Origin of the sequence: Arthrobacter sp. NicSoilB11, assembly GCF_019977375.1 — a bacterium.
GTDB lineage: Bacteria > Actinomycetota > Actinomycetes > Actinomycetales > Micrococcaceae > Arthrobacter.
This window is the reverse complement of sequence record NZ_AP024659.1, coordinates 73,181-93,327: the sequence shown is the minus strand read 5'-3', so window position 1 is coordinate 93,327 and position 20,147 is coordinate 73,181. Positions and strand designations below refer to the sequence as shown.

General features: G+C 61.7%; 17 protein-coding genes. 4 read left to right on the top strand and 13 right to left on the bottom strand.

What is annotated here, in order from left to right; translation table 11 throughout:
* Positions 1-232: 232 nt before the first annotated feature.
* The 3 genes from LDO14_RS21135 to LDO14_RS21125 all read right to left on the bottom strand — a co-directional run bounded on the left by LDO14_RS21135 (position 233) and on the right by LDO14_RS21125 (position 3,156).
* The gene (locus LDO14_RS21135; RefSeq protein ID WP_223995555.1) at positions 233-916 is read right to left on the bottom strand and encodes a DUF3800 domain-containing protein; all 684 of its coding nucleotides are present in this window, start codon (positions 914-916) and stop codon (positions 233-235) included.
* On the bottom strand, positions 913-1,242 hold the full coding sequence (locus LDO14_RS21130) for a hypothetical protein (protein ID WP_223995554.1): 330 nt from the start codon (positions 1,240-1,242) through the stop codon (positions 913-915). Before LDO14_RS21130 ends, LDO14_RS21135 begins: the two co-directional genes overlap by 4 nt.
* A gap of 864 nt (positions 1,243-2,106) precedes the next feature.
* Positions 2,107-3,156 (bottom strand): PDDEXK nuclease domain-containing protein, encoded by a 1,050-nt coding sequence (locus LDO14_RS21125; RefSeq protein WP_223995553.1) that lies wholly within the window; start codon positions 3,154-3,156, stop codon positions 2,107-2,109.
* A 330-nt stretch (positions 3,157-3,486) separates the two neighbouring features.
* Here LDO14_RS21125 and LDO14_RS21120 point away from each other — a divergent pair, with 330 nt between their 5' ends.
* Positions 3,487-4,563 (top strand): site-specific integrase, encoded by a 1,077-nt coding sequence (locus LDO14_RS21120; protein WP_223995552.1) that lies wholly within the window; start codon positions 3,487-3,489, stop codon positions 4,561-4,563.
* Positions 4,560-6,854 carry a tyrosine-type recombinase/integrase gene (locus LDO14_RS21115; RefSeq protein WP_223995551.1) on the top strand — a complete coding sequence of 765 codons (2,295 nt, stop codon included), beginning with the start codon at positions 4,560-4,562 and terminating at the stop codon, positions 6,852-6,854. The genes LDO14_RS21120 and LDO14_RS21115 overlap by 4 nt, the downstream gene beginning before the upstream one ends.
* Position 6,855: 1 nt before the next feature.
* Here LDO14_RS21115 and LDO14_RS21110 read toward each other — a convergent pair whose 3' ends face one another.
* On the bottom strand, positions 6,856-7,653 hold the full coding sequence (locus LDO14_RS21110) for a PDDEXK nuclease domain-containing protein (RefSeq protein WP_346656257.1): 798 nt from the start codon (positions 7,651-7,653) through the stop codon (positions 6,856-6,858).
* A gap of 470 nt (positions 7,654-8,123) precedes the next feature.
* On the opposite strand from LDO14_RS21110, the gene LDO14_RS21105 reads away from it, so the two are divergent.
* Positions 8,124-8,507, top strand: coding sequence for a hypothetical protein (locus LDO14_RS21105; RefSeq protein ID WP_223917538.1), 384 nt, complete (start codon positions 8,124-8,126; stop codon positions 8,505-8,507).
* Between the two features lie 174 nt (positions 8,508-8,681).
* On the opposite strand, the gene LDO14_RS21100 is transcribed toward LDO14_RS21105, so the two are convergent.
* The 3 genes from LDO14_RS21100 to mobC are packed head-to-tail and all read right to left on the bottom strand — an operon-like array spanning position 8,682 to position 11,452.
* Entirely contained in the window at positions 8,682-9,470 is a 789-nt protein-coding gene (locus tag LDO14_RS21100; RefSeq protein WP_223917539.1) for a hypothetical protein, read from the bottom strand.
* Between the two features lie 18 nt (positions 9,471-9,488).
* Positions 9,489-11,060, bottom strand: a complete 1,572-nt coding sequence (locus LDO14_RS21095) for a relaxase/mobilization nuclease domain-containing protein (protein WP_223995549.1) — start codon at positions 11,058-11,060, stop codon at positions 9,489-9,491.
* Positions 11,060-11,452, bottom strand: a complete 393-nt coding sequence (gene mobC / locus LDO14_RS21090) for a plasmid mobilization relaxosome protein MobC (protein WP_223917542.1) — start codon at positions 11,450-11,452, stop codon at positions 11,060-11,062. Before mobC ends, LDO14_RS21095 begins: the two co-directional genes overlap by 1 nt.
* Before the next feature lie 693 nt (positions 11,453-12,145).
* Here mobC and LDO14_RS21085 point away from each other — a divergent pair.
* On the top strand, positions 12,146-12,454 hold the full coding sequence (locus LDO14_RS21085) for a hypothetical protein (RefSeq protein ID WP_223917544.1): 309 nt from the start codon (positions 12,146-12,148) through the stop codon (positions 12,452-12,454).
* A gap of 795 nt (positions 12,455-13,249) precedes the next feature.
* Here LDO14_RS21085 and LDO14_RS21080 read toward each other — a convergent pair.
* From LDO14_RS21080 to LDO14_RS21050, 6 genes are all read right to left on the bottom strand, one after another.
* Complete coding sequence (locus LDO14_RS21080) at positions 13,250-13,516, bottom strand: hypothetical protein (protein ID WP_223917546.1); 267 nt, start codon at positions 13,514-13,516, stop codon at positions 13,250-13,252.
* Positions 13,509-14,129: a DNA-binding protein gene (locus tag LDO14_RS21075; protein ID WP_223917548.1), complete on the bottom strand. Its 621-nt coding sequence runs from the start codon at positions 14,127-14,129 to the stop codon at positions 13,509-13,511. Before LDO14_RS21075 ends, LDO14_RS21080 begins: the two co-directional genes overlap by 8 nt.
* A gap of 136 nt (positions 14,130-14,265) precedes the next feature.
* Positions 14,266-14,772 carry a single-stranded DNA-binding protein gene (ssb, locus tag LDO14_RS21070; RefSeq protein ID WP_223917549.1) on the bottom strand — a complete coding sequence of 169 codons (507 nt, stop codon included), beginning with the start codon at positions 14,770-14,772 and terminating at the stop codon, positions 14,266-14,268.
* Between the two features lie 82 nt (positions 14,773-14,854).
* Positions 14,855-15,163, bottom strand: a complete 309-nt coding sequence (locus LDO14_RS21065; RefSeq protein ID WP_223917550.1) for a hypothetical protein — start codon at positions 15,161-15,163, stop codon at positions 14,855-14,857.
* Positions 15,160-15,444: a glutaredoxin family protein gene (locus LDO14_RS21060; protein WP_223917551.1), complete on the bottom strand. Its 285-nt coding sequence runs from the start codon at positions 15,442-15,444 to the stop codon at positions 15,160-15,162. Before LDO14_RS21060 ends, LDO14_RS21065 begins: the two co-directional genes overlap by 4 nt.
* 2,451 nt (positions 15,445-17,895) lie before the next feature.
* Positions 17,896-20,136: a site-specific integrase gene (locus tag LDO14_RS21050; RefSeq protein WP_141160616.1), complete on the bottom strand. Its 2,241-nt coding sequence runs from the start codon at positions 20,134-20,136 to the stop codon at positions 17,896-17,898.
* Between the last annotated feature and the right edge of the window lie 11 nt (positions 20,137-20,147).

The window sequence follows — 20,147 nt, the reverse complement described above, 5'->3', positions numbered from 1 at the left end:
AGATACTCGAACACTTCAGAAAAATGGCAAAAAGCGACACTTTTACGCGTGTCGCCCGCCTTGCTCGCATACGGCAGGAATCGGACCAGCCAGCGTCGCTGTTGACGGCGCCTCAAGCCGGCTTCAGGATTGGCTGGCCGTCAGCCGGTTTACGCTTTCGAAAAGTCCGTTGTATAGTTGGGATGCGGACTCGCCCCACACACGTGGATCGGCGGGTCTAGCTGTTTAAGGGCTAGATGGATTGGGGCCCTCCTTGGCAGTCCCTGGACGAGAGATATTCCGTGTACCAGTTCCAGGCAAATTTCTTGCCCGGATGTTGGTGGAGATGGCAAAAGACTGTGTACGCCACCAGATCCGCCATCTGTACCCATTGGGACCTGCCCGAGTCATGGAACATCGGATCTTCAATGATGTGCCGTGTGTCCAGAGGCAGGGCTCGGTGCGCGTTGTAATACGTTGGGTCAGAGCCGTTGCCATCCATGCTCATGAATGCGTAAGTTCCGTCAGTGGCGTGCTGTTCGTTGAGGCTGGCCAGCAGCTTCTGATACACGTCCTGGCGCTCCCGGTGATACTTGCTCCCTGTTGAGGTCGTCCTTCGGTAGACGGACCCAATCCTTATGTCGTCGCAGTTCGCCAGAGTTGCAAGGCAGTGGATCGCAACTTCGCGGCCCAGGGTCTTCCACTCCGTCTTGTCCGCCGTGGTACTGATTCGGTCACGTCCATTGATGAATTTCGTGGCATGCAGCTCTTGCGATGGCGGCACGGAGTGATTTCGGTACAAGGCCTTGCGCATCTCCAGAATAGCGCGGAGGGCGTAGCGCCAGCGTTCGGGCGAGCATTGAATCCAGCCATAGACGATGAGATTGCTGTCGACGGATCCCGAGTCGTCGACGTAGATGAGGCGCGAAATGGTCATTGGCCCGAGGCCTCCTTGCGGGTTGTCTTGGTGGATTTCTTTGCCAGTCGGTTCTTTCTTTCGCTGGCCGCGTGCTTCTGCAACGATCTTCGCGCGAGGTGTCCGAAGTCCCCAGTGAGGGAGTACCAGTTCCGGACGGTCCATCCTGTTGGGGAGAGGGGCGCCCTAATTTTTTCCACCCGGCGGTGGAGCAGCCCTTCGTCTTCGAGATCCTTCAGCCCCTTCTTGGCTGTTTGTGGTTTCAGCCCATACCACTTCTCAGCATTTTCGTAGGTTAGCCAGACCTCCGGCTTTGCATTGGTTTCTTTCGCCACGACGAGGAGCATAGCCAGGGCTGGCAGGCTGAGGCGCGCAAAGAATTCCTCGGTCCAGAAAGCGTCGGGAAGAACGAAGTAAGCGTTCCAACGGTCAGTTCGGCCCCCCGGGGCGTCGTAGTCCGCTTCGCCGTCTTCGCGTCGTGGGGTTACCCGCAGGAGTCGGTCTTCTCGGCTCCTCGCTATGAGTCCGAGCCCTTCAAGGTCGTTCCAGGCTCGGGACAGGGTTGATGCTGTCCAAGTAAGTCCTTTGGTTGTGGTGAGTGCACGAATCCAGACCCCACCCTGAAGGGGTTCTCGCCGTTCAGACAGCCAGGGCCAGCATGCGAGGAGCAAAATGTATAGGACGAGGGCACGATGCTTGCGTTGGGTCACCATGCGTGCAATGGTCGAAGCGCGCGGCTGGTCTGCGTCTGGCAGCTGTACCAGGACGTGCCGCAGCTGAGTGTATCCGCGTGCTGCGAGACGGAGCATTTCCGTTCGCGTTTCATGGGGCAACGCTCCCTCGTCCTCTTCGTGCATAGAGATGATCATGCCACAAAACGCGAAAACGCATTCCAGAAGTAGCAGGGTACCGATTGCCGTTTCGCATCAGATAATGCGATACGCCTTCGATACGCCAATGCGATGCCCTCTGCGATACCTATGCGATCCACATAGTTAGCGCCGATGCCAGGGTCGTTCAGTTCAATGTTTCGTGAGCGTATCCCCGCTACCCATTTCAAGTTTTTGTCCGTTGCGTTGGCTGACTAGCCCCAAGTGACGCTGAGGAGCGGTCGCCAGGCTCTCCGGGACACTGGCGATGGTAGGGGCATGATCCTCGGTTGGAAGTTGCCCCGCGCCGTCCCATCACGACGCAGGTGCGCGGCAGATCTTTCAGTTACGGGTCTCGGAATCAGCAATGGTGCCCTGTTCGAGCGCCGCAGTGATCGCTTCCGGCGATGGCAGCGCTGCTCGTTCTTCCGGAGGGAGAGAGTCGTAGGTATATGAGCTGACGGCGACGGGCTGCGAGGAGCCGTCCAGTGCGTACCTGACTGTCGGCTCGTGTTTGGAGCCACAAACGAGTATGCCCACGGTGGGAGCCATACCGGGGAACTTCACGAGGTCATCGACCGCTGCGACGTAGAAGTTCAGCTGGCCCAGATGTTCGGGTCTGAACTTGCCGGACTTGAGTTCCACGACAACAAAACGGTTGGTCGGTACATGTACAAGGAGAAGGTCGATGTAGAAGTCCTCACCTTCTACATCGAGGTGGAACTGCCGGCCATAGAAGGCGAACCCTCGGCCGAACTCAGCCAAAGTCTGAGACATCCGCTGAGTCATGGCCTCTTCCATGGCCAGTTCTTCGACTTCCTTGGTCAAACCGAGGAAGTCGAAGACCAAAGGATCCTTGGCTACACTGCGGGCCAAGGCCGCCCCGTCCTCGGACAGGCGTTCTTCAAGGTTGTTTGGTGCAGCACCAGCCCTGCGATGCAGCCCTGTGGTGATCTGGTGCTCAAGGACTTCAAGCCTCCAGTTGTGATCGCCTGCTCGTTCGGCGTACCAATTGCGAATCTCGGGGTCTTTCAGTTTGAGCAGTTCGATGATGTGGCCCCAGGGCAGGGCGCCAACCCGAGCCTTGTCCTCGGGATGGGACAAGTCCCAGGCTGCTGCGAAGGCCCGCATGTAAAAGAGGTTTGAACGGGAGAACCCACGCATGTGCGGAAACGCTGACTTCAAGTCTGTCGCCAATCGCTGCAGTATCTTGCCTCCCCAAGGCTGGGCTGCCTGACGTTCGAGGATCGTGGACCCGATTTCCCAGTACATCTGAACCATCGCACTGCTTGCAGCCTGCTGAGCGCGTAACTGTGCCGAGCTGACGAGTTCCTTGAGGGAAACGAGGATACCGGCATAGCCGTTGGGCAGTTCAGGTTCTATCTGGGGCACGCCCCCACCTTAGTCGTTGGAGCCGACGGGGCCCCTCGGCACGGCCTTCGCCTGAATTGTCCAAAGAACTTTGGACTATTCAGAACCCGATCCAGCGTGGCTCCCCATCCTTGCAGCAAATGGTCCAAAGAACTTTGGACAGTTGGCCGGCAGACAACGGATCACTCGGCTTTGGGGGGAGATGGCAGCCCATCCTAGGCGAGTGTCGGAGTGTCGTACGGCCGGTGGCCTGCCGTTCTGCAAGGCTCAGCTATGGACCGGACCGATTCCCGTCAGGAGTTCTATTCTCCACGCGTTCTACCGGGGGCGGACTTGCCGAGGACCGGCCGCGTGACCAGGACGGCGGATGGCCCCTTACCGTGGCGCGTCACCGGCCTGACCGCGGATGCCAAGGAGATCGACGACTTCCTGCTCACGCTGGCTACTAATGACTGCAGCGCGCAGACCCTTCGTTCCTACGCATTCGACCTACTTCGCTGGTGGAGGTTCCTGGCCGCCGTCGGGATCCGCTGGGACACCGCGACACGCGAGGACGTGCGCGACCTGGTCCTCTGGATGAGGCAGCCACAGCAGCAAGGCAGACGCGCGTACAGTCCCACCTCGATCAACCACATGCTCTCGGTACTTTTTGTGTTCTACGAGCATCACGCCCGGCTAGGGCAGGGGCCGGTTGCGAATCCGGTACCTAGCGCGGCCATGGGAATGCGCCGATACGAACATCACAACCCGCTGGCCCCTTACCAGCCGCAGAAGCGGGGGCCTTACCGGCAGCGCGTCGTCACAGGAACACCCAGGGCGCTCTCCCACGACCTCGTAGACCGGGTCTTCACGGCCCTGACCTCTACCCGGGACAAAGCGTTGGTGGCCATGTACCTGGCCACAGGTGCTCGGGCAAGCGAACTGCTCGGAATGAAGGCCCGGGACGTCGACTGGGGCAATCAGTCAATCGCGGTCGTATCCAAAGGGACTCGCGCGTACCAATGGGTGCCCACGTCCCCGGGCTCATTGACCTGGCTGAGGCTTTACCTTGGCGAGATGCCCTTGAACTCGCCTGAGGATGCCCTGTGGCGTACCCTTCGCCGGCCTTACCGCCCACTGCAATACTCTGCTTTGCGGGCAATGCTGGTGCGAGTAAACAAGGCCTTGGGAACCGGCCTTACGCTGCACGATTTCCGTCATACCTGCGCTTCCCGGCTGGCCAATGACCCGTCCATCCCTCTTACCGACGTGCAGGCCGTTCTAAGGCACAAGCACCTCACCACGACGTCCAAATACATCCATACCAACACCCAGGACATGGTCCAACGCGTCCTGCAGCACCACGATGCGCCTCCGAAGGCAACACCAACACCCGCCTGGGGATACGACCCATCAGACATGGCCGAGCTCTTCGGCACCTTGCCATGACGACCACCGTGACTGTCCCTGAAACCTCGACCTCTTGGGAGTCGCTCTCCGCCCCTGAGGGCGCCCGGTGGAGCCTGAACGAAATTACTGCCCGCTCCACCGAGCTGCTCCCAGGCACCAAGAAAAGACAGGTGGAACGGGCAAAAGGTTTGGCCTACCTTTTGGAATGGCTTAGCACTTTCCCCGGGGATAACTGGCAGCAGCGTTGGATTGCGGCAGGTTGCGACCAGGCTGGCACATCCTGGGGGCAACAGGACCTCATTCCGTACAGGAAGTCGCTGCAGGGCAGTGCTGTGATCGCTCTCGTCGTTCTTGGCGTCGTCCGGCCTTCCATGCTTTGGCTGCGGACCGCCACCCCGCCGCACATGTTCATCACCTACAGAAACGTCGTCGACTCCGAAACGTTTGCCCTGTTGGATGAGAAGCTCAGCACTTTTCACCTGTCGAAAACCTCCAAAATGTTGGCCCTGAACGCGATGACCCTTCTGAGGATCCGTACAGGTGTCCCGTTGCTGAGCGTCACGGCATCACAGTTCCTTTGTGCCGAAGCTGAATGGAAAGCCTTGAGGAGAACCCGGTCGGTCGGAGTGGTCTGGCAAGCCCTCCAGGCTTGCGGGGCTCTATCAGGAGAGCCAGACGACTACCGTGCACTGCAGCTGGGGGGACAGCGCACGGTCCCACAGCTCGTCGACACGTACGGGGTAAGCAATTCGAGGATCCGCACGTTGCTCATCGACTACCTTACGGAGAGAGCTGCCGCTCTCGATTACTCGTCCTTGGCCGGGCTGACCCGCATGCTGGTCCGGAACTTCTGGGCCGACATTGAACGCTATAACCCCGGGCAGAACACCATCAGGCTCCCGCACGACACCGCGACAGCTTGGAAGCAACGCCTTCGGTACCTGTCTGGAGGGCGGGAACGCCGAGACTACTTTGCGCACCTGACCGCGGTGCGGGCGTTCTACACCGACCTTGCCCAGTGGGCAATCACCGAGCCAGAGCGATGGGCGCTGTGGGCCTGTCCGTCGCCGGTTAGCGCGGCCGAAACCAGCAACCTGGCCAAGCAAAAGCACCAACGGCAGTCGCGCATGCATCAGCGCACCCGAACCCTCGCACCCTGGCTCAATGCCCTCGTTTCAGCAGCGGCGAAGGAGCGCGCTGAAACGGCCGCACTTCTCCAAGCAGCATCTCAGGCAGCGGAAGGTGAATTCCTGACCGTTCACGGGACGACTTACCGCCGCGTTGTCCGCGGCCACTACCGGGACAACGGGTGGCCATCGATTGAGAACCTGGAGACGGGTGCTGTCATACGGTTGCACCGCGCGGAAGAAACGGCGTTCTGGAGCTGGGCTATTCTCGAGGTCCTCCGCCTGACAGGACTGCGTGTTGAGGAACTAGTGGAACTGACCCATACCTCCATCCGGCGTTACGATCCGACTGCTGGAGAAGCGACAGTCCTGCTGCACGTCGCTCCCTCGAAAACCGACAGGGAACGTCTCATCCCGGCATCTCCGGAACTGGCCTCAGTCTTGGCCACGATTATTCGCAGGGTAAAGGGACCGGATGACACCCTTCCCCTCGTAAGCCGCTTCGACCCCCTGGAACGCACTTGGGGAGCCAAGCTTCCTCACCTCTTCCAGCTCAGGCTTGGCGGAGTTCCCCGTGTACTTTCAACAGCCGGTGCGCGAAGCCTCCTCGGCGCGTTGGCCGCCAAAGCGGATTGCAAGGACATCGACGGAACACCCCTAACCTTCACCCCTCACGACCTGCGCCGCATCTTCGCAACGGAGACCGTCAACAGCGGTCTGCCTGTCCACATTGCCCAGCACTTGCTCGGCCACCTGAACCTCAACACGACCCAGGGCTACATCGCCGTCTACCCCGAACAGGTCATCAGAAACTACCGCGGCTTCATCGACAACCGGCGAGTCTTCCGCCCCACACAGGAGTACCGGGATCCCACCTCGGAAGAATGGGCGGAATTCGAGAACCACTTCACCCTCCGGAGGGTTGCCCTCGGAACATGCCACCGCCCCTACGGCACGCCCTGCATTCATGAGCATGCGTGTGTGCGCTGTCCCATGCTCCAAGTCGACCCCGCCCAGCTGCCTAGGCTTCACGAGCTAGAGACGAACGCAGTCAGGCGACTTGAAGAGGCCAAGCAAAAGACATGGCTCGGCGAAGTCGCCGCGCTCGAGGAATCATTGCGCCACATCCGGGAGAAACAAGTGCAGGCAACCCAAATCAGCGATCGGGTCAGCAGTGGCGCCGAGCTATACACCGGATACTAAGTCAGGCAGCTAAAGCGAACTGCTCCCGCCGACGTAAACCCTTAGTGCAGTTAAACCGAGACTGCTCGATATGGAAGAAGAGGAGGTCGACGTAGAAATCATCGCCGTCGACGTCGAAGTGGACCTGCCGTCCGACGAAGGCGAAGCCGGGGCCGAGTTCGCGGAGAGTTTCCGTGATCCTGCTCGTGAGGGCGTTTTCGAGGTCGCGTTCGGCAACCTCGCCGGACAGGCCGAGGAATTCGAAATTGTAGGGGTCCTTGGCCACCTGCTGGGCGAGCTCGGAATCCGGGGACACCAAGTGCTGCCCGAAGTTAGACGGCGCCGTCCCCGTGCGTTCCCGGGTCTTGTTCATGATCATGTTCATGAGCACGTCCCGCGTCCACCCGTACTGAACGGCAGCACCGGCATACCAGTCCCGTGCTTCCGGGGCGAGGCGCTTGTCCAGGATGATGCGGATGTGACCCCACGGCAAATGTCCCACAGGCTGTGGGACATTTGGATCGAAGCCCGGCCACGCCTCGGCGAAGCTGCGCATGTACTGCAGATTCGACCGCGACAGGCCCGTCATCTCGGGAAACTCGGCACGAAGGTCGTCGGCCAGCCGCCCGATGACCCCGCTCCCCCACCCCTCGGTCTCCTGGCGTTCGAGAATGGTTTTGCCGATAACCCAGTTCAAAGCGATGGCCTGGGTATTGACGGCGCGCAGCGCCTTGGCGCGGGCAGCCCTGACCTGGGTCTTGAGCTCGTTGAGGAGGGCGGCATATCCGGATGGGAGGGCGAGGTCACGGGCGTCAGACATGCGTTCGATCCTACCGACCAGCATCCACACACCCTTCCGTCCCTGCGTCCCCCGCGGAGATCCACCCTGCAAGGTATCGTCCCTGCAAGTCTCGGCTCTGTCTGTGTTGGCGTGCGTTCGCCGGCTACGTTGAAGAGCAGAACCAGTGGCGGTGACGGAGACTCAAACGGTGCAGCATGCGCGGCGCTCTGCACCGTCCTCGGAGTGGGTGGAATGTACCGGTGGGGCGGGTAAAGGTACGTCCTCTGGGTGTGGCTGCATGGCCAATCCATCAACTACAACCACGGCAAGCTGGCACCGGAGAAGAAGTCGCGGACCGAGAGGGGAGCCGGTCTACACCCACTGATGCGTACGGCTCCGTACGCCAGTCGGCTTCCCAAGCGACAGCACTTACTAGGTGTTTTTATGCGGTCTTTTAGTTTGTAATGAGCAGATAAAAGGTATGCGGGGAGTATCGAAGGAAGGACGGCGTGAGCATTTCCATAGACGTCGGGACGGCCCACAGCGGCACGACCCGGCTGGGTATCCGGGAGATCGTCCGGCAACTGAACAGCGGTTTGGGCGCCACGTTGGTCGCAGCCTTGGCCGGCGGCAAGGACTCCAAAATCAGCTACCGCTGGGCTCGCATGGATGGGCCTGAGCCGCGGCCCGAGGCGCAGGCCCGGTTGCAGCTGGCCCACCGCGCATGGACGGCTGTCTCAAGCGTGGAAGGCGAACACGTCACCAGGCTGTGGTTTGTCGGCGCTAACCCCTGGCTGGATGAGGTCTCCCCCATCGAGGCCATCAAAGACATGCGGGCCAAAGAAGTCATGGCGGCCACGACAGCTATGACTGAGGACAGGTTCCCCGGTTGACGCGAGTCTGCGCGGCCGGCGGCGCCAGATTAATAACCGACAGACCCGGACCTGACTCCCCCGCCTCCTGGTAGCGGAGGTCCTTTTGGCCTCTGCTTGCCGGCCAAGGAGTCGCCCTGGTCTTGGGGCTGCGCCTCCCTGACCGGGGCGAACCGTAATCGCCCGAGCGCTTCTTTAGCGGCTCATTCCCTTTTGAAGGAGTTTCGTCTGTCCGGTGGTTCCGCGTGCCTTGCGGGCTTTCGGGTTCCGTCCGGGTGCCTTGGCGACGGCGGCCGTGGGTGGGGTGGCTTGGTCCTGGTCTGCGCTAAGACGGGCCTGTACGGCTTCGCGGTCGGCGACACCGTCCAGGCTTGCTGCAAGCTCTTGACGCCGTTCGGCTGAGTCGTATTCGGAGGCGGCCTCTTCCCGCAGCGTCTCGGGATGGCGATTCTCTTCCGCGACGCCGTGTGCGCGGTCCCTGTCTTCCCTGTCGGCTTCGGCCAGGAGGGCCATGGCTTGGGCGGTCCCGTCCCGGCCGGCGGTGCGTTCCTGTTCGGCCTGTTCGCGGTTTTGTTCGGCCCTTGCCAGGGCATCGGTGACGGATGCTTCGTCGGCCCCCAGGTGCTCCAGGTCCAGGCCGTAGCGGCGCTGCACCTGGTCGCGGATGACCTCGGCCGCGTCGCGGGCTGCCGGGTCGTGGTCCTTCCACGCTGTTGCGGTTTCGTGCACGCGTTCGATGTCGCGGCCGCTGGCGGTATCCCACCAGCGGTTGTCCATGACCGGGGCGAGTTGGGCGCGCGCCGCGGCCCGCTCCGCGTCGAAGCGGGCCTGCAGTTCCCGGGCCTGTTGTTCTTCGGCCGCTTGGGCGCGGCGCAGCTCCTGTTCGCGTGTCCTGGCCAGCTGCTCACCGAGCCGTCCGGCGACGGTCAGTCCGACGCGGGACATTGACTCGATGGCTTCCTCGATGCCGTCAGATTCACTCATGGTTCCCCCTCCTGGTGTTTATCTTTCAATGTCCGGGCGGGTGGTCCCGCCACGGGTAGTCGCGTGGGTGCGTGCCTGCTCGTACTGTGGTGGCAGTACTGATCCGGCGAAGCGTGCCTGGGTCTGGCCGGTGGTGCTCGTGCGAACAGCCTCCGCTGCTTCGCTATCAACGACCGGTGACGTCGCGGGGGCGGGTGAAGGAGCACTCGGCAGCGCTGCGGCGACCTGGCTCAGGTGGTGCTTCACCATGTGACTGATTTGGCGTGCCCTGCGCAGGTCGTTGGATGCTTTATGCATGTCGTGGACGGCTTTGGCGACGTTGAGCAGCTGGCGCAGCATGATGGCCTGGGCCGCTGTTCCCGCCCCGCCCATGGTCGCGGCCATGAGCATCAGCGAGGCGCCCCGGGCCGACGGGCCGGCACTGCGGATCGGCCGGGCCGGGTAGCGGCGCAGCTGCGCTGTCTTGGAGAGTTCATCTGCTGCGGCTGCCAGGGGTCCAGGGGTTGGTTCCGTGGCCGTCGACCAGGCAGCGAACGCGCCGGAGGTTTCGCGGGCCACCTGCGCCCAGGTGGCGTGGTCATCCAGCGGAACGGACCGCAGGGTCTCGCGCAGCCGCGCGACTTCATCGCTGTAGTGCTCCCACATCTGCGGGTCCGGTTCATGGGCTTCACGGCCGATGGTGACCGGGCGCCGGCCGCGGGCTGCTGCCTGCCATTCGGCAACGGCTTCGGTCGCCGCTTGCGGGGTGTCGTTCCACTCGGCACGGAGCTTGGGCAGGGCCAGGTCTTTGGCGAGGTGGCCGCCGCCGAACCAGACCGGTCGGCCACCCTTGGGGGCTCGTTCGGCGACGCTGTAGCCGACGACGACGTCATCGCGTCCGGACGAGTACCGTGGCCGCACCAGCGCCCCGGTGCGACGAATCCGGCGGATGAATTCGGCTTCATCGGCGGCTGCGGTCGCGCAGGCGCGGACCTTCCGTTCCAGGGACCGGCGTTCCGGTTCGGGCGCGCCGCGGCGTGCGGATGCTTCGCGTTCCCCTGGGCGCAGCCCTCGGGTGGAATGGGTCGGTGAGAGTTCTTCCAGGCCGTACTTTTTCTCCAGCTCCCGGGCCGCGTGTTGCGCGCGGGGGAAGTCGCGCCAGCTGCTCCATTTAGTGCCGTCCTCGCGGACCATGGACGCGGCAATATGGATGTGGTCGTTCCCGGCTTTGCTGTGTCCGTGACGGATCGCGACCCATTGTGCCGGAGCGCGGCCGCTGGCCTCGGTGAAACCCATCTCATCCATGAAGTCCTGGGCGATAGCCGCCCACTTATCGTCGGTGAGATCGCCTTCTTCGGCACGCAGCGACAGGGAGCAATGCCAGACATGGCCGCCGGGAATCTCCACTCCCAGAACGCTCCGGGCGCGGTCAAGCTCCTTGGCAATCGCTCCGGCCGCGTCGGCGTTGAGTTCATCATCGTTGTGCCAGGCCATGATCGACGGGGAGCCCGCGACCAGGTGCGGGTCGCTGTGCTCGTTCGCCCTTCCCGGGCCGGCAAGGTAAGCAATCAACCCATGCATGCGGGTGCCCTTGGTGATGTTCGGAATCATCAGCGCACCATCGCATCCAGCATCGTATTGATCCGGTCAGCGACCGCCCTCACACGGGTCAGCACGGTCCTGGCAGCTTCCGGGAACTCGTCCGTGGCATTTGCGTGCCGGGCCAGCTGGTTGACGTTGTTCGACAGGGCAGCAAGGTAACGACGCGCGGCAATGAACTCCACTGCCATCGCCCGCCGTTCAGCCAGCGATTCAGAGTTCTCCGCGTACAGGGCGGCGCTGACCAAAATCTCCGACGGGCTCCGCCCGGTCCGTTCCTCCAGGACCTTCAACTTCGCGCGTTCAAACTCCGACATCGACACCCGAACGTACTGGGTCTCACCATCAATGTTGGCACGGCGGCGACGGGCGAACCGGCGGGACGGCCTCGGCTCTTCAGTCATCCCGACCCCCTCCCCATGCCCAGCGCAGCGCCCCGGAATCTCCGGGCCGACACCACCCAGTGTCGCCGATCAACGACCGCGGGCCGTGGATCGACACGCTGGTTATGGCACATAACCACATAGCTTGCTCCGGCAAACTGCCAGCACAGGAATCTAGAGCGTCCGGGTGTGGCCGGGTACTGCCCTGGACGACGCTGCGCGTCTGATCTGCTCAGCAACGACTGCGTCGTTCCGTTTCGGCTGGGTGAGGCTACTGCCCGGTCCTTCCTTGGCAAGTCTGCGCGGCCGGCTTTCGCGGCATATCCTCGCTGCGCTCCGGTATTCCACGGTCCGGCCACTCCGACTGGCCAATTCCCTCACCGGCCAAGTTTCGGCAAGCGTGCCGAAAGGAACGCGGCATAGGGTTAGCGAAAGGTACAGTTTTGGCTCTCATCTCACCTCCCACAGTGGCCAGGCAATACGGAGTCTCCCCGACGCAGCTGCGTCGGTGGCGACGGCAAGGTATCGGCCCGGACTATTTCCAGTTCACGACACGGACCATCAGCTACTGCGATGACTATCTGCGGGACTGGTTCAACGACCCCGGCAACGCGGGCCTGCTGGCCGGCGCACGCGCAGGATCGCCGGAATCGCGCGCCCCGACAGTCGCGTCAACGTCCCGTCCCTGCGGGCGTGATCGTTAGGCTGGATCCCATGGCTACCCTCGACATCGAACAGACACGCAACCAGGCCCGCGCGCTGCTGGACTCCCGCATCGAATCCGTCACTGCCCTCGTCAAGAGCCGCCAGCGGATCAACGACCTGCGGGACCAGCTGGTCGCCGCCGAACGCGACGACAAGCGCGCCTACGTCCAAGCCACGCGGGACGGATGGAGCGCAGACGAACTCAAAAAACTGGGCCTCGAACCCTCGGCGGTAAAACGCCGTCGCGCGGCAAAGCGCTCCACCGGCCCGGACCAGGAAACCGGCCAAGAGGCGCTTACCTCCCTCAGCGAACAGTAACCAGGGCAACCGACACCGCGTCGCACACACGCAACGCCGGCAAAAACGCCACCCAGTAGCTGCACACAAGGGAGGACCGACGTAATGTCGGTCCTCCCTTGTACGTGTGGCACGAGCGGGACAAGAAACGCTATGCACCGCCCCGGCACGTGCACGGACCGGCCGCTTCGCAAAGGGGACCCCACAAAACCGATTTCCTTCGGCAGCGCGGGCCCGTATCCCGGGCCGCGGCGGGCAGGGAGCCGGAGCGCAGGAACCACAGTCTGAACGGCTTCCAGTGGCACAAGAGGACTCCCCGGAGCCGGGACAGGGCAGAGACAATCACAAGCAGCCGGACGGCACCCAAGCAACACCCGCTGCCAGCAGATCATTATGATCCAAGCGGGGGGCACAAAGCTCACCCGGAAGTACTCCAAGGCCATCTCGAGGCGGCCTCGAAAATACCGGATCCAGTCACCCGGAAAAGGTGACGGAAGGTGGCCGCGTATTCCCGGTTCCGGCGGTAGTCTTCAGCGAGGCATCGCCTTTGCTGACCAGGCCCGCGGCGATCCGCTCGGCCGCCCTCGCGTACGCGGCGTCAATGTACGCAATCAGGTCGTCTTCGCGGACCCGCCAGACATCCCCGGCCGCCGTTACTGGGCGGTCCGCAGCCCGCCGGCGCGCACCAGCGCGTAGACGAGACGCTTGCCCGGATTCAGGACCTGCTCTACCTGATCCAGCGTCAGCATCCGCGGGCAGTCCCTGGCTTCATGCGCGGCGTCACCGGTCGCGTTAATGGATAGGCGTGGCTATCGGTTAGGCGTCCTCGCGCCGGTGCTGCAGTTCGTCCATCGTTCGCTGGCCGCGGCGCAGCCCGCCGGCCTTCACCGGAGGCCACGGCTTACCACCGTTGTACTTGCGCTGGCGGCGCTTCACCTCACGCATCGTTGCATAGACGATGAAGTCCGAGACGCTCGCGTCGCCTTCCGCTTCGCCGGTTTCCTGGAACGCGGCCCTGACCTGATCGGCCTGGTCCTCGGTGAAGTACGGGGTGAAAGCCGGGACCTTTTTGGGCTTAGGCACGTGGCTCCCCTGCGCGCGGCGACTGCTCCCCCGACTGCTCTGTGGATTGCTCGGGGGTGATGCGTTGCAGCAGGGCGTCGTGGGCTTCCTGAAGTGCGGCTGCCCGGGCTTCAGCGGCCGCGGTCCGGGTCGCTGCCGTCGCGGCCGCGGCCGTTGCTTCCTGCCCGGCTGCCCGGGCCTGCTCGAGCTGCTCGGCGGTGGCGGCCAGCCGGCGTTCCAGGTCCTCGACCCGGCCCGTGAGTGCCGCGACGGCGGACTCTTTCTCCGTGGTGACGGTGTCGAGGTCAGCGACGAGCTCGGCGACCTCTTCGGTCAGCTCTTTTTTCTCACGAGCCCATTGCTGTTCGGCAGCGGCGTGCCGCTCCTGCGCTGCGGAGGACGCTTCAGCCCAGACCGCCCCGGCCAGGCGTGCGGCCTGCTCGAGGATGGCCGGTGGGGTCGCCGCGACCTGGCCACCGGCGGCCTGCTTCTCCTCGGTCCACTCCTTCAAATAGCGGGTGGCGTCGGCGTTACTGACCCCGGCGGCCGCGCGGACCGTGGACACGGTAGGGCGGCGCTCAGCGCTGATCTGCTCGGCGGCGGCAAAAACCCGGTCTTTAGCACTCGAAGGCACGGCGACATCCTTAAAAAGTAGTAGGAGTAGTAGTAAAACTACTACGCCTACTACGCGGAGCGCAAGATCGTTTTGGGCCCGCGGTGGTGACTGGCGGACGCCCGCGTTTTTGCCGAAGCGGGAGTCGTCGTCGGCGTTAGTCTGCGGCTTCGGCGGCAGCGGCTTCCTGCTGGGCTTTGAGCCGGTCCCGCCACCCGATGCGCGGTGTCTCCTGGTGTGCCGGCTGGTCATCGCGCGTCTGTTCTTTATCCTGGAGTCGGGGTTCCTGGGCCGTGGGTGGCAGCTTGCTTCCTGTAGCCGTGGCAGCTGAATAGCGGAGGGAGATTCCGATTTCGTCGATGTCGAATTCGATGGTGGTGCGCTTTTCGCCCGTTTTTGTTTCGTAGGTGCGGGGCTTGAGCCGCCCCGTGGCGACGACCCGGCTGCCTTTGGTCAGGGACGCGGCGACGTGTTCGGCTGCTTCCCGCCAGACGGTGGAGCGGAGGAACAGCGTGTCGCCGTCCTTCCATTCCTTGCTTTCGGCATCGAACGTTCTGGGGGTGGAAGCGATGGTGAAGTTCGCGACCGCGGCCCCGCCTGCCTGGCGCAGTTCGGGGTCGCTGGTGAGGTTGCCGATCACGGTGGTGGTGGTTTCGCCTGACATGGTTTCGTATCCCTTTTCTGCTGGTTTCGTATGGCGGGTACGGGTCCCGGCACCCCCGGCGGGTGGGGGTGCCGGGTGAGGGTTAAGAGCGGGTTGGATCGGCCTCTGCCATGAGGTCTTCCATTTCAAGGATGTGGCTGCGGCGGAGGATGCGGTCGTCGTAGATTTCGGTGAGCATCGCCCGGTTGGGCATCTCGTAGGACAGCTCGTCGGGGGTGTCGCCGGGCAGTGTGGTCCGGGCGTCGTAGAAGCGTTGTTCCGCTCCCCCGTCGGGTTCCTCCAGAAAGGCCAGCGCGTAGGCGGCGCCGAGGAGTTCGGGGTCCTGTCGGTACTCGTGCTGGACGTCGTGGCGGTCGAAGATCGCGGTGATGGTGTCGGTGCTGATGCTCATGCGGTGGCCCCTTCCCGGGCGTGGTGGTGTTTCATGGCGGCGGTGACGAGTTTGTCGCGGCGCAGGCCGGACCAGTGGTCCTGGTCATCGGTGTTGTTCACGACGACGGGCGCCTGGGAGTAGCCGAGTTCGGCGGTGATGTATTCCAGCGCTGCCGGCACTTCGGTGATGTCAACGGCCGTGTAGGTGATGCCCTTGGAGTCGAAGTAGTCCTTCGTCTTCTCACAGTTGCTGCAGTCGGGCTTGGTGTAGACCGTGTAAGCGGCCGGTGTTGCAGTCATTTTCAGCACCTGGTTTCGTATCAAAAGAGTTTCGTTCGTCGGGCTGACTTGCTGCTTCAATTCTACCAATCATTCAACTGAATGAAAAGCCATTTGGCCGCTTGTTCTAGGGATTTTTTGCATTCGTTTCTGCCGTTTTTGGGTGCTTCGGGGCTGCAAAGGATCCCCTGGTACCAGCGGGGACTGACGGTTGTTGGCACCGCCGGCGACTGCGGTCATTTCCGCAGGTTCCCGCCCGCGGCAGCCCTTGTGCCTGCATCCCGGACCCCTTAGGCGGGGTTGGATGGGCTGCGGGCAATTGGCTTCCCCGATGAACAGATGTGGTCCCTGCCTGAAGAATCCCATGCCCCTTGGGAAGGTGGCGCGGGTCGCGGAGGTCCTGGTCCATGGGAAAGGTGGGGCGTTCTGTAAGCGCAGCACCCGCTGGGCTCGGGAAGACAGTCTGCGCTTTAACCCAAAAAGGAACCGGCGTCGGCCGGCTCCTTTCTGGTTTCTCTGCAAGAAATCTACGGTCAGTCTAGCTGAAATGTTGGCCGTTTTTGCCAGCGTCTTTGCTGTAGCGCGACTCTTGTCTTGGATTCTGGATGGTGCGATTACGGCGGTCCGCCGCTGGTGAATGGATGCTGTGGTTCTCCCTGGACGGCGGACCACCCTACTTCTGAAAGGTTCCGTCCCTGCCTGTGGTGATTGGCTGGGGCCTTGCCGGGCGGCGTTCCGCCCGGCAAGGGGTCTTTATGCCGCTGTTTCGTCCTCGACCGGTTTGCCGCTGTCGATGATGATCTGCTCAGTCTCCGATGCGGTGTAGCTTCTCCGGACTAGCGCAGTCAACGGTCATCGCCCTTTCGTCGTTGGTCTGCGTCCGTCCCCTCTGGAAGGGAGTACAGCGCAGCTATGACTTCCTCGATTAGGGGGCGCCAATTTCTAGGATGCGGATGACTGGGTGGTTCAACCGAGTTGATAGCGGCGTGGACCTCGCGGTGAAAGGTGTGGGCAGACTCGTAGGCATCCGGCACGCGGAGAAACCAACGATAGCCTCTAGGCCTCGCGGGGATCCCAGCATCAGCTAAATATGCATCTACGGAGTCATCCACGATTTGGCGGTCGGTTTCGGTAAACGGCTCATCGAAGTGATCAGTGGCGTCACCTCGGGCCCGCGTCGTTGAAACAGTGCGACTCGCGTCCGAGTTCGGATACCGACGCAGATTTTGTGGTCCGGCGGCCCAAGCGATCAGGGCGTCCCAACCCGTCTCGTCCAACTCGGCCCAACGGTCAGATGGCTCAGCTATCGCGACGCTCTCCCACATGGACTCCTCCTGTTGTTAGATCCGCTCTCCCACATGGACTCCTCCTGTTGTTAGATCTCTGGGGTTATACATCAACTTCCTTTGACGTATAACCCCAGACTCGCATCTATTAGAAGTAGCAGTTCTGCGTCCCTGGGCAGTTAAAGGAAAGCGTCGCAAGATTGGCGGCCCTGTACGTAGGGTAACCGGTTGGCGTGAACAAAGTTTGGAAGGCTCCGTGGTAGTAGTTGCTGTTGCTCAAGTAATTTCCGTATACGGTGCTGTAGTCATAGCGCCAAGTCGGTGAATACGTCGTTAGCGTTACGTTAGGCAATCCATGATTTCCACATACGATAGGAAATGCCGTGTTTTCGATGCATTGCACTTGGGTGGATGAGAAATATAGCTGCGGCCCGTTGTCCCAAATGCCGACCGCCCTCCATTGGGCCGAACGACCGTTCAAATTCGTCCTGAGGATTGCGTCGTAGTTGCCTATAACTCCATACTCATTGCCATAGGCCGCATTACCTTTAGTCTCGGATATATAACTGCTGATATTTCGATGGCAGATAGTGCCAAACTCGCACCAACTATCGTAATCGTCTGCCGCCAGAAGGGAGACGCTGCCGGACGCGGGCCGGTTTGCATAGTAGTCGGTTGACTTCATCGCTATAAACTTCTCCGAGTGCTGCCCCGCGGCATCCTTGTTGATGGTGAGGCCCTCGGCATTGCAGACCCACTGCTGAAGCTTCATCTGAAGGGCCATGTCGACGCAGGGCTGAAGACCTGGCCGCACGCGTTCCCCAGCGGAAGACTTCCCGTTGCCTGGACTGTCTGACTCGCCCGCAGCAATGGAAGGTACGGTTATTTGGAGTGAAAGAACTAAAGCGAGGCCGACACTTAGCAAAGATTTGGTTATTAATCTGGTGCGATTTAGCATGATTTCCCCTAAAGCAGATTCCCAAACAGTCAGGACCGCGCCGAAGGCAGCGGCCCGCCCTTTCGTTAGATAACGGCTGGGCTTACTGGATCCGCAAACATGCTTTCATACTGTTCTCGCGTAGCCCCCCAGCGCAGCGCGAAATGGTGCTCCTAAACTAAACCCGCACCCCAGAAGTGCCAACTGATTTTAGAGATACATCCGAGCTGAAATTGCAATTACTTGCCTCTACGCGCGTGAAACGCGAGGCATTCCAAGCGACACCTGCCTCACCATCTGGCCCAGCTTCTCACGGGCCGCATTCACACTGATCTCTATCCCTTCGAGTTCGCCGAGCCATCCGCGCTGCTCGGCTTCGATCTTCCTGCTCTCGAGGGCTTCGATTATGTCTTCCAGGCGAGAGCGTTGTGATGGGTCGGGGCGCAGCACCGGGCAACGGATGCAAGCGTGTTCATGGATGCAGGGGGTCCCGTAGGCTCGTGCGCAGCTACCCAGCTCGACCTTTCTCTTTTTGAAGTGTTCGTGGAACTCGCTTATCTCTGCTTCCGTCGGTTCGAGATAATCGTCGGCTGGCCGCAGGGACCTGCGCCTGTTGAGGAAACTGCGGAAGTTACGGAGGGTTTCCTCGTCGTGGATGGCTGCGTACCCCTGGGTTGTGGAGATGTTTTGATGGCCCATGAGCTTGGCGAGGATGTGGATGGGCAGCCCTGCAGATAAAGCCGACGTGGCGAAGAGCCTTCGAAAATCGTGTGGCGTGAATTTGTAGTCGTTCCCGTTCTCGTCTTTGAGGCCGGCCCTGCTAATCGCGTCCTTGATGGCGATCCTGACCCAGGCGGGTGACATCGTTCGGCGTTCGCTTCCGGTGTGTAACTGGAACAGGTGCGGTAGGGGCGGGCTGTAGACACGCTCTGCGTCGTCGTAGCGGACTGCCAGGGGAACGCGTCCGTCAGCGGTGGCAATCCGCCTCTTCACGAGTGCGAAGACATGGGCGAGTTCGGGAGAGATGAGGAGTATCCGTTCCCTGTCGGTCTTGGAGGGGACGATCTGAAGAAGTGGAAGCGCCTCCCCGGTTTCGGGAAGTCGGTAAATGGAGAACGCATGAGTGGTGATCTCGACCAGTTCCTCGATCCTTACTCCTGTCTCGTTCAGTGTATTAATCAGAGCCCAACTCCAGAAGCAGTTGTCCTCGAGTTGAGTCAGGTCAAAGCGGCGTTCATAGCGGCCGCCAATGACCCAGACGCGGCCTGAACCTCGCGGTGCATTAATCGTTCGCCGCCTCAGCTCGATGCGGCGGTAGGTGATTCCTTGATGTTCAAACTCCTCTCCTTGATCAACGGCTGTTCCTGCGGCTAATAGTGCTTGAGCATCCTTGAGTTCCTGGGCGGCGCTGGTCAGCAACTTCGGCAGAATCGGGCTCAAGTCCCGGATTCTTTGATGGATTCGGGCTTGGGTCCGACGCTTATGTTTAGTGGCCCCGGAGGTATCTTCCCGCGTCAGGAATGAAGGGGCGGCCCATTGGGCCCAGTAGGCGTCATCGGTGGCCCAGGATGCGATGTCCAGGTAAAGGCCCCTGACGATAAACAGCGTGCGGTGCTTGGTCGAGATGGATCCGTGCGTGAATCGGCTGAGCCACGCTCGGCCTTCTTCGAAGCTGATACGCAGGCTGTTAGCTTGGGGGTTGTGAGCTTCAATATCGAGCCAGAAGTTCTTGACGAGTTCGTAGACCATCCAGCGAAGGGTGGAGTAGTCCACCGAGGGTTCTCGAATTTGGAGGTAGCGCACCAGCATGTCCCTTACCGGTTGGTTTCGGATGCCGTAGGAGTCGACCATTTCGGACACGGAGGGCCGTCGGCCGGCGACTGCCTGCAATAGTCCTGGTGTGGTGGAGCCAAAGATCCCGAGATCTTTCAGCGCGGCCCAGGCATAGGTGAGCCCGTCCGGTGTCTTGCCCCGCCCGATCTGGTAATCCCGGAATCCCAGCAGATGTTCTGGTCGTAGCTCCTGCAAGTGCGCGCCGGTGTGGGCCAGTACTTTCGTCATGACCGTGAGGCCGTTTTCGATGTTTGAAGGTCTCACCTGCAGCCCTAGCCCATGTTCGGTCATCTGAGTGAAGAAGTCCGGGTGCCTGTTCAAGCGAATTCGGTGAAGCCTTGGTGATCCTTCTCGAAGCCAGGTGTAACTGGGGCGGATCGCGTCCAGCGCTATGAGGTCTGCGATTCCGTTCGCGGATTCGAAGGCTGCCCGGTTAAGATAGATCCCTTTCCAGGGGCTGCCGAGCCGGTCTTTCCAGTCACGGCCAGGGTCTTGGCAGCCAGCGTTTTGCCACCGTTGCTGCCATGTTTGCCCCTCGAATTCAGTCAACGCTTTCAGAATGACCCTGACGCCCCGGACAGTAACCGCATCGGCGCCGGTGAGGCTTTTGGCGCGTTCAATCAGCTCGTCCTGGGCTATCGAGGAGAGGCGTGGCATACAGTCTTGCG

Excerpts from the sequence above, each read along its gene's own strand:
- LDO14_RS21060 (WP_223917551.1), bottom strand. The coding sequence starts at position 15,444 with ATGACTGCAACACCGGCCGCTTACACGGTCTACACCAAGCCCGACTGC.
- LDO14_RS21100 (WP_223917539.1), bottom strand. The coding sequence starts at position 9,470 with ATGAGTGAATCTGACGGCATCGAGGAAGCCATCGAGTCAATGTCCCGC.
- LDO14_RS21130 (WP_223995554.1), bottom strand. The coding sequence starts at position 1,242 with ATGCTCCTCGTCGTGGCGAAAGAAACCAATGCAAAGCCGGAGGTCTGG.
- LDO14_RS21095 (WP_223995549.1), bottom strand. The coding sequence starts at position 11,060 with ATGATTCCGAACATCACCAAGGGCACCCGCATGCATGGGTTGATTGCT.
- LDO14_RS21085 (WP_223917544.1), top strand. The coding sequence starts at position 12,146 with ATGGCTACCCTCGACATCGAACAGACACGCAACCAGGCCCGCGCGCTG.
- LDO14_RS21115 (WP_223995551.1), top strand. The coding sequence starts at position 4,560 with ATGACGACCACCGTGACTGTCCCTGAAACCTCGACCTCTTGGGAGTCG.
- mobC (WP_223917542.1), bottom strand. The coding sequence starts at position 11,452 with ATGACTGAAGAGCCGAGGCCGTCCCGCCGGTTCGCCCGTCGCCGCCGT.
- LDO14_RS21110 (WP_346656257.1), bottom strand. The coding sequence starts at position 7,653 with ATGTCTGACGCCCGTGACCTCGCCCTCCCATCCGGATATGCCGCCCTC.
- LDO14_RS21065 (WP_223917550.1), bottom strand. The coding sequence starts at position 15,163 with ATGAGCATCAGCACCGACACCATCACCGCGATCTTCGACCGCCACGAC.
- LDO14_RS21135 (WP_223995555.1), bottom strand. The coding sequence starts at position 916 with ATGACCATTTCGCGCCTCATCTACGTCGACGACTCGGGATCCGTCGAC.
- LDO14_RS21050 (WP_141160616.1), bottom strand. The coding sequence starts at position 20,136 with ATGCCACGCCTCTCCTCGATAGCCCAGGACGAGCTGATTGAACGCGCC.
- ssb (WP_223917549.1), bottom strand. The coding sequence starts at position 14,772 with ATGTCAGGCGAAACCACCACCACCGTGATCGGCAACCTCACCAGCGAC.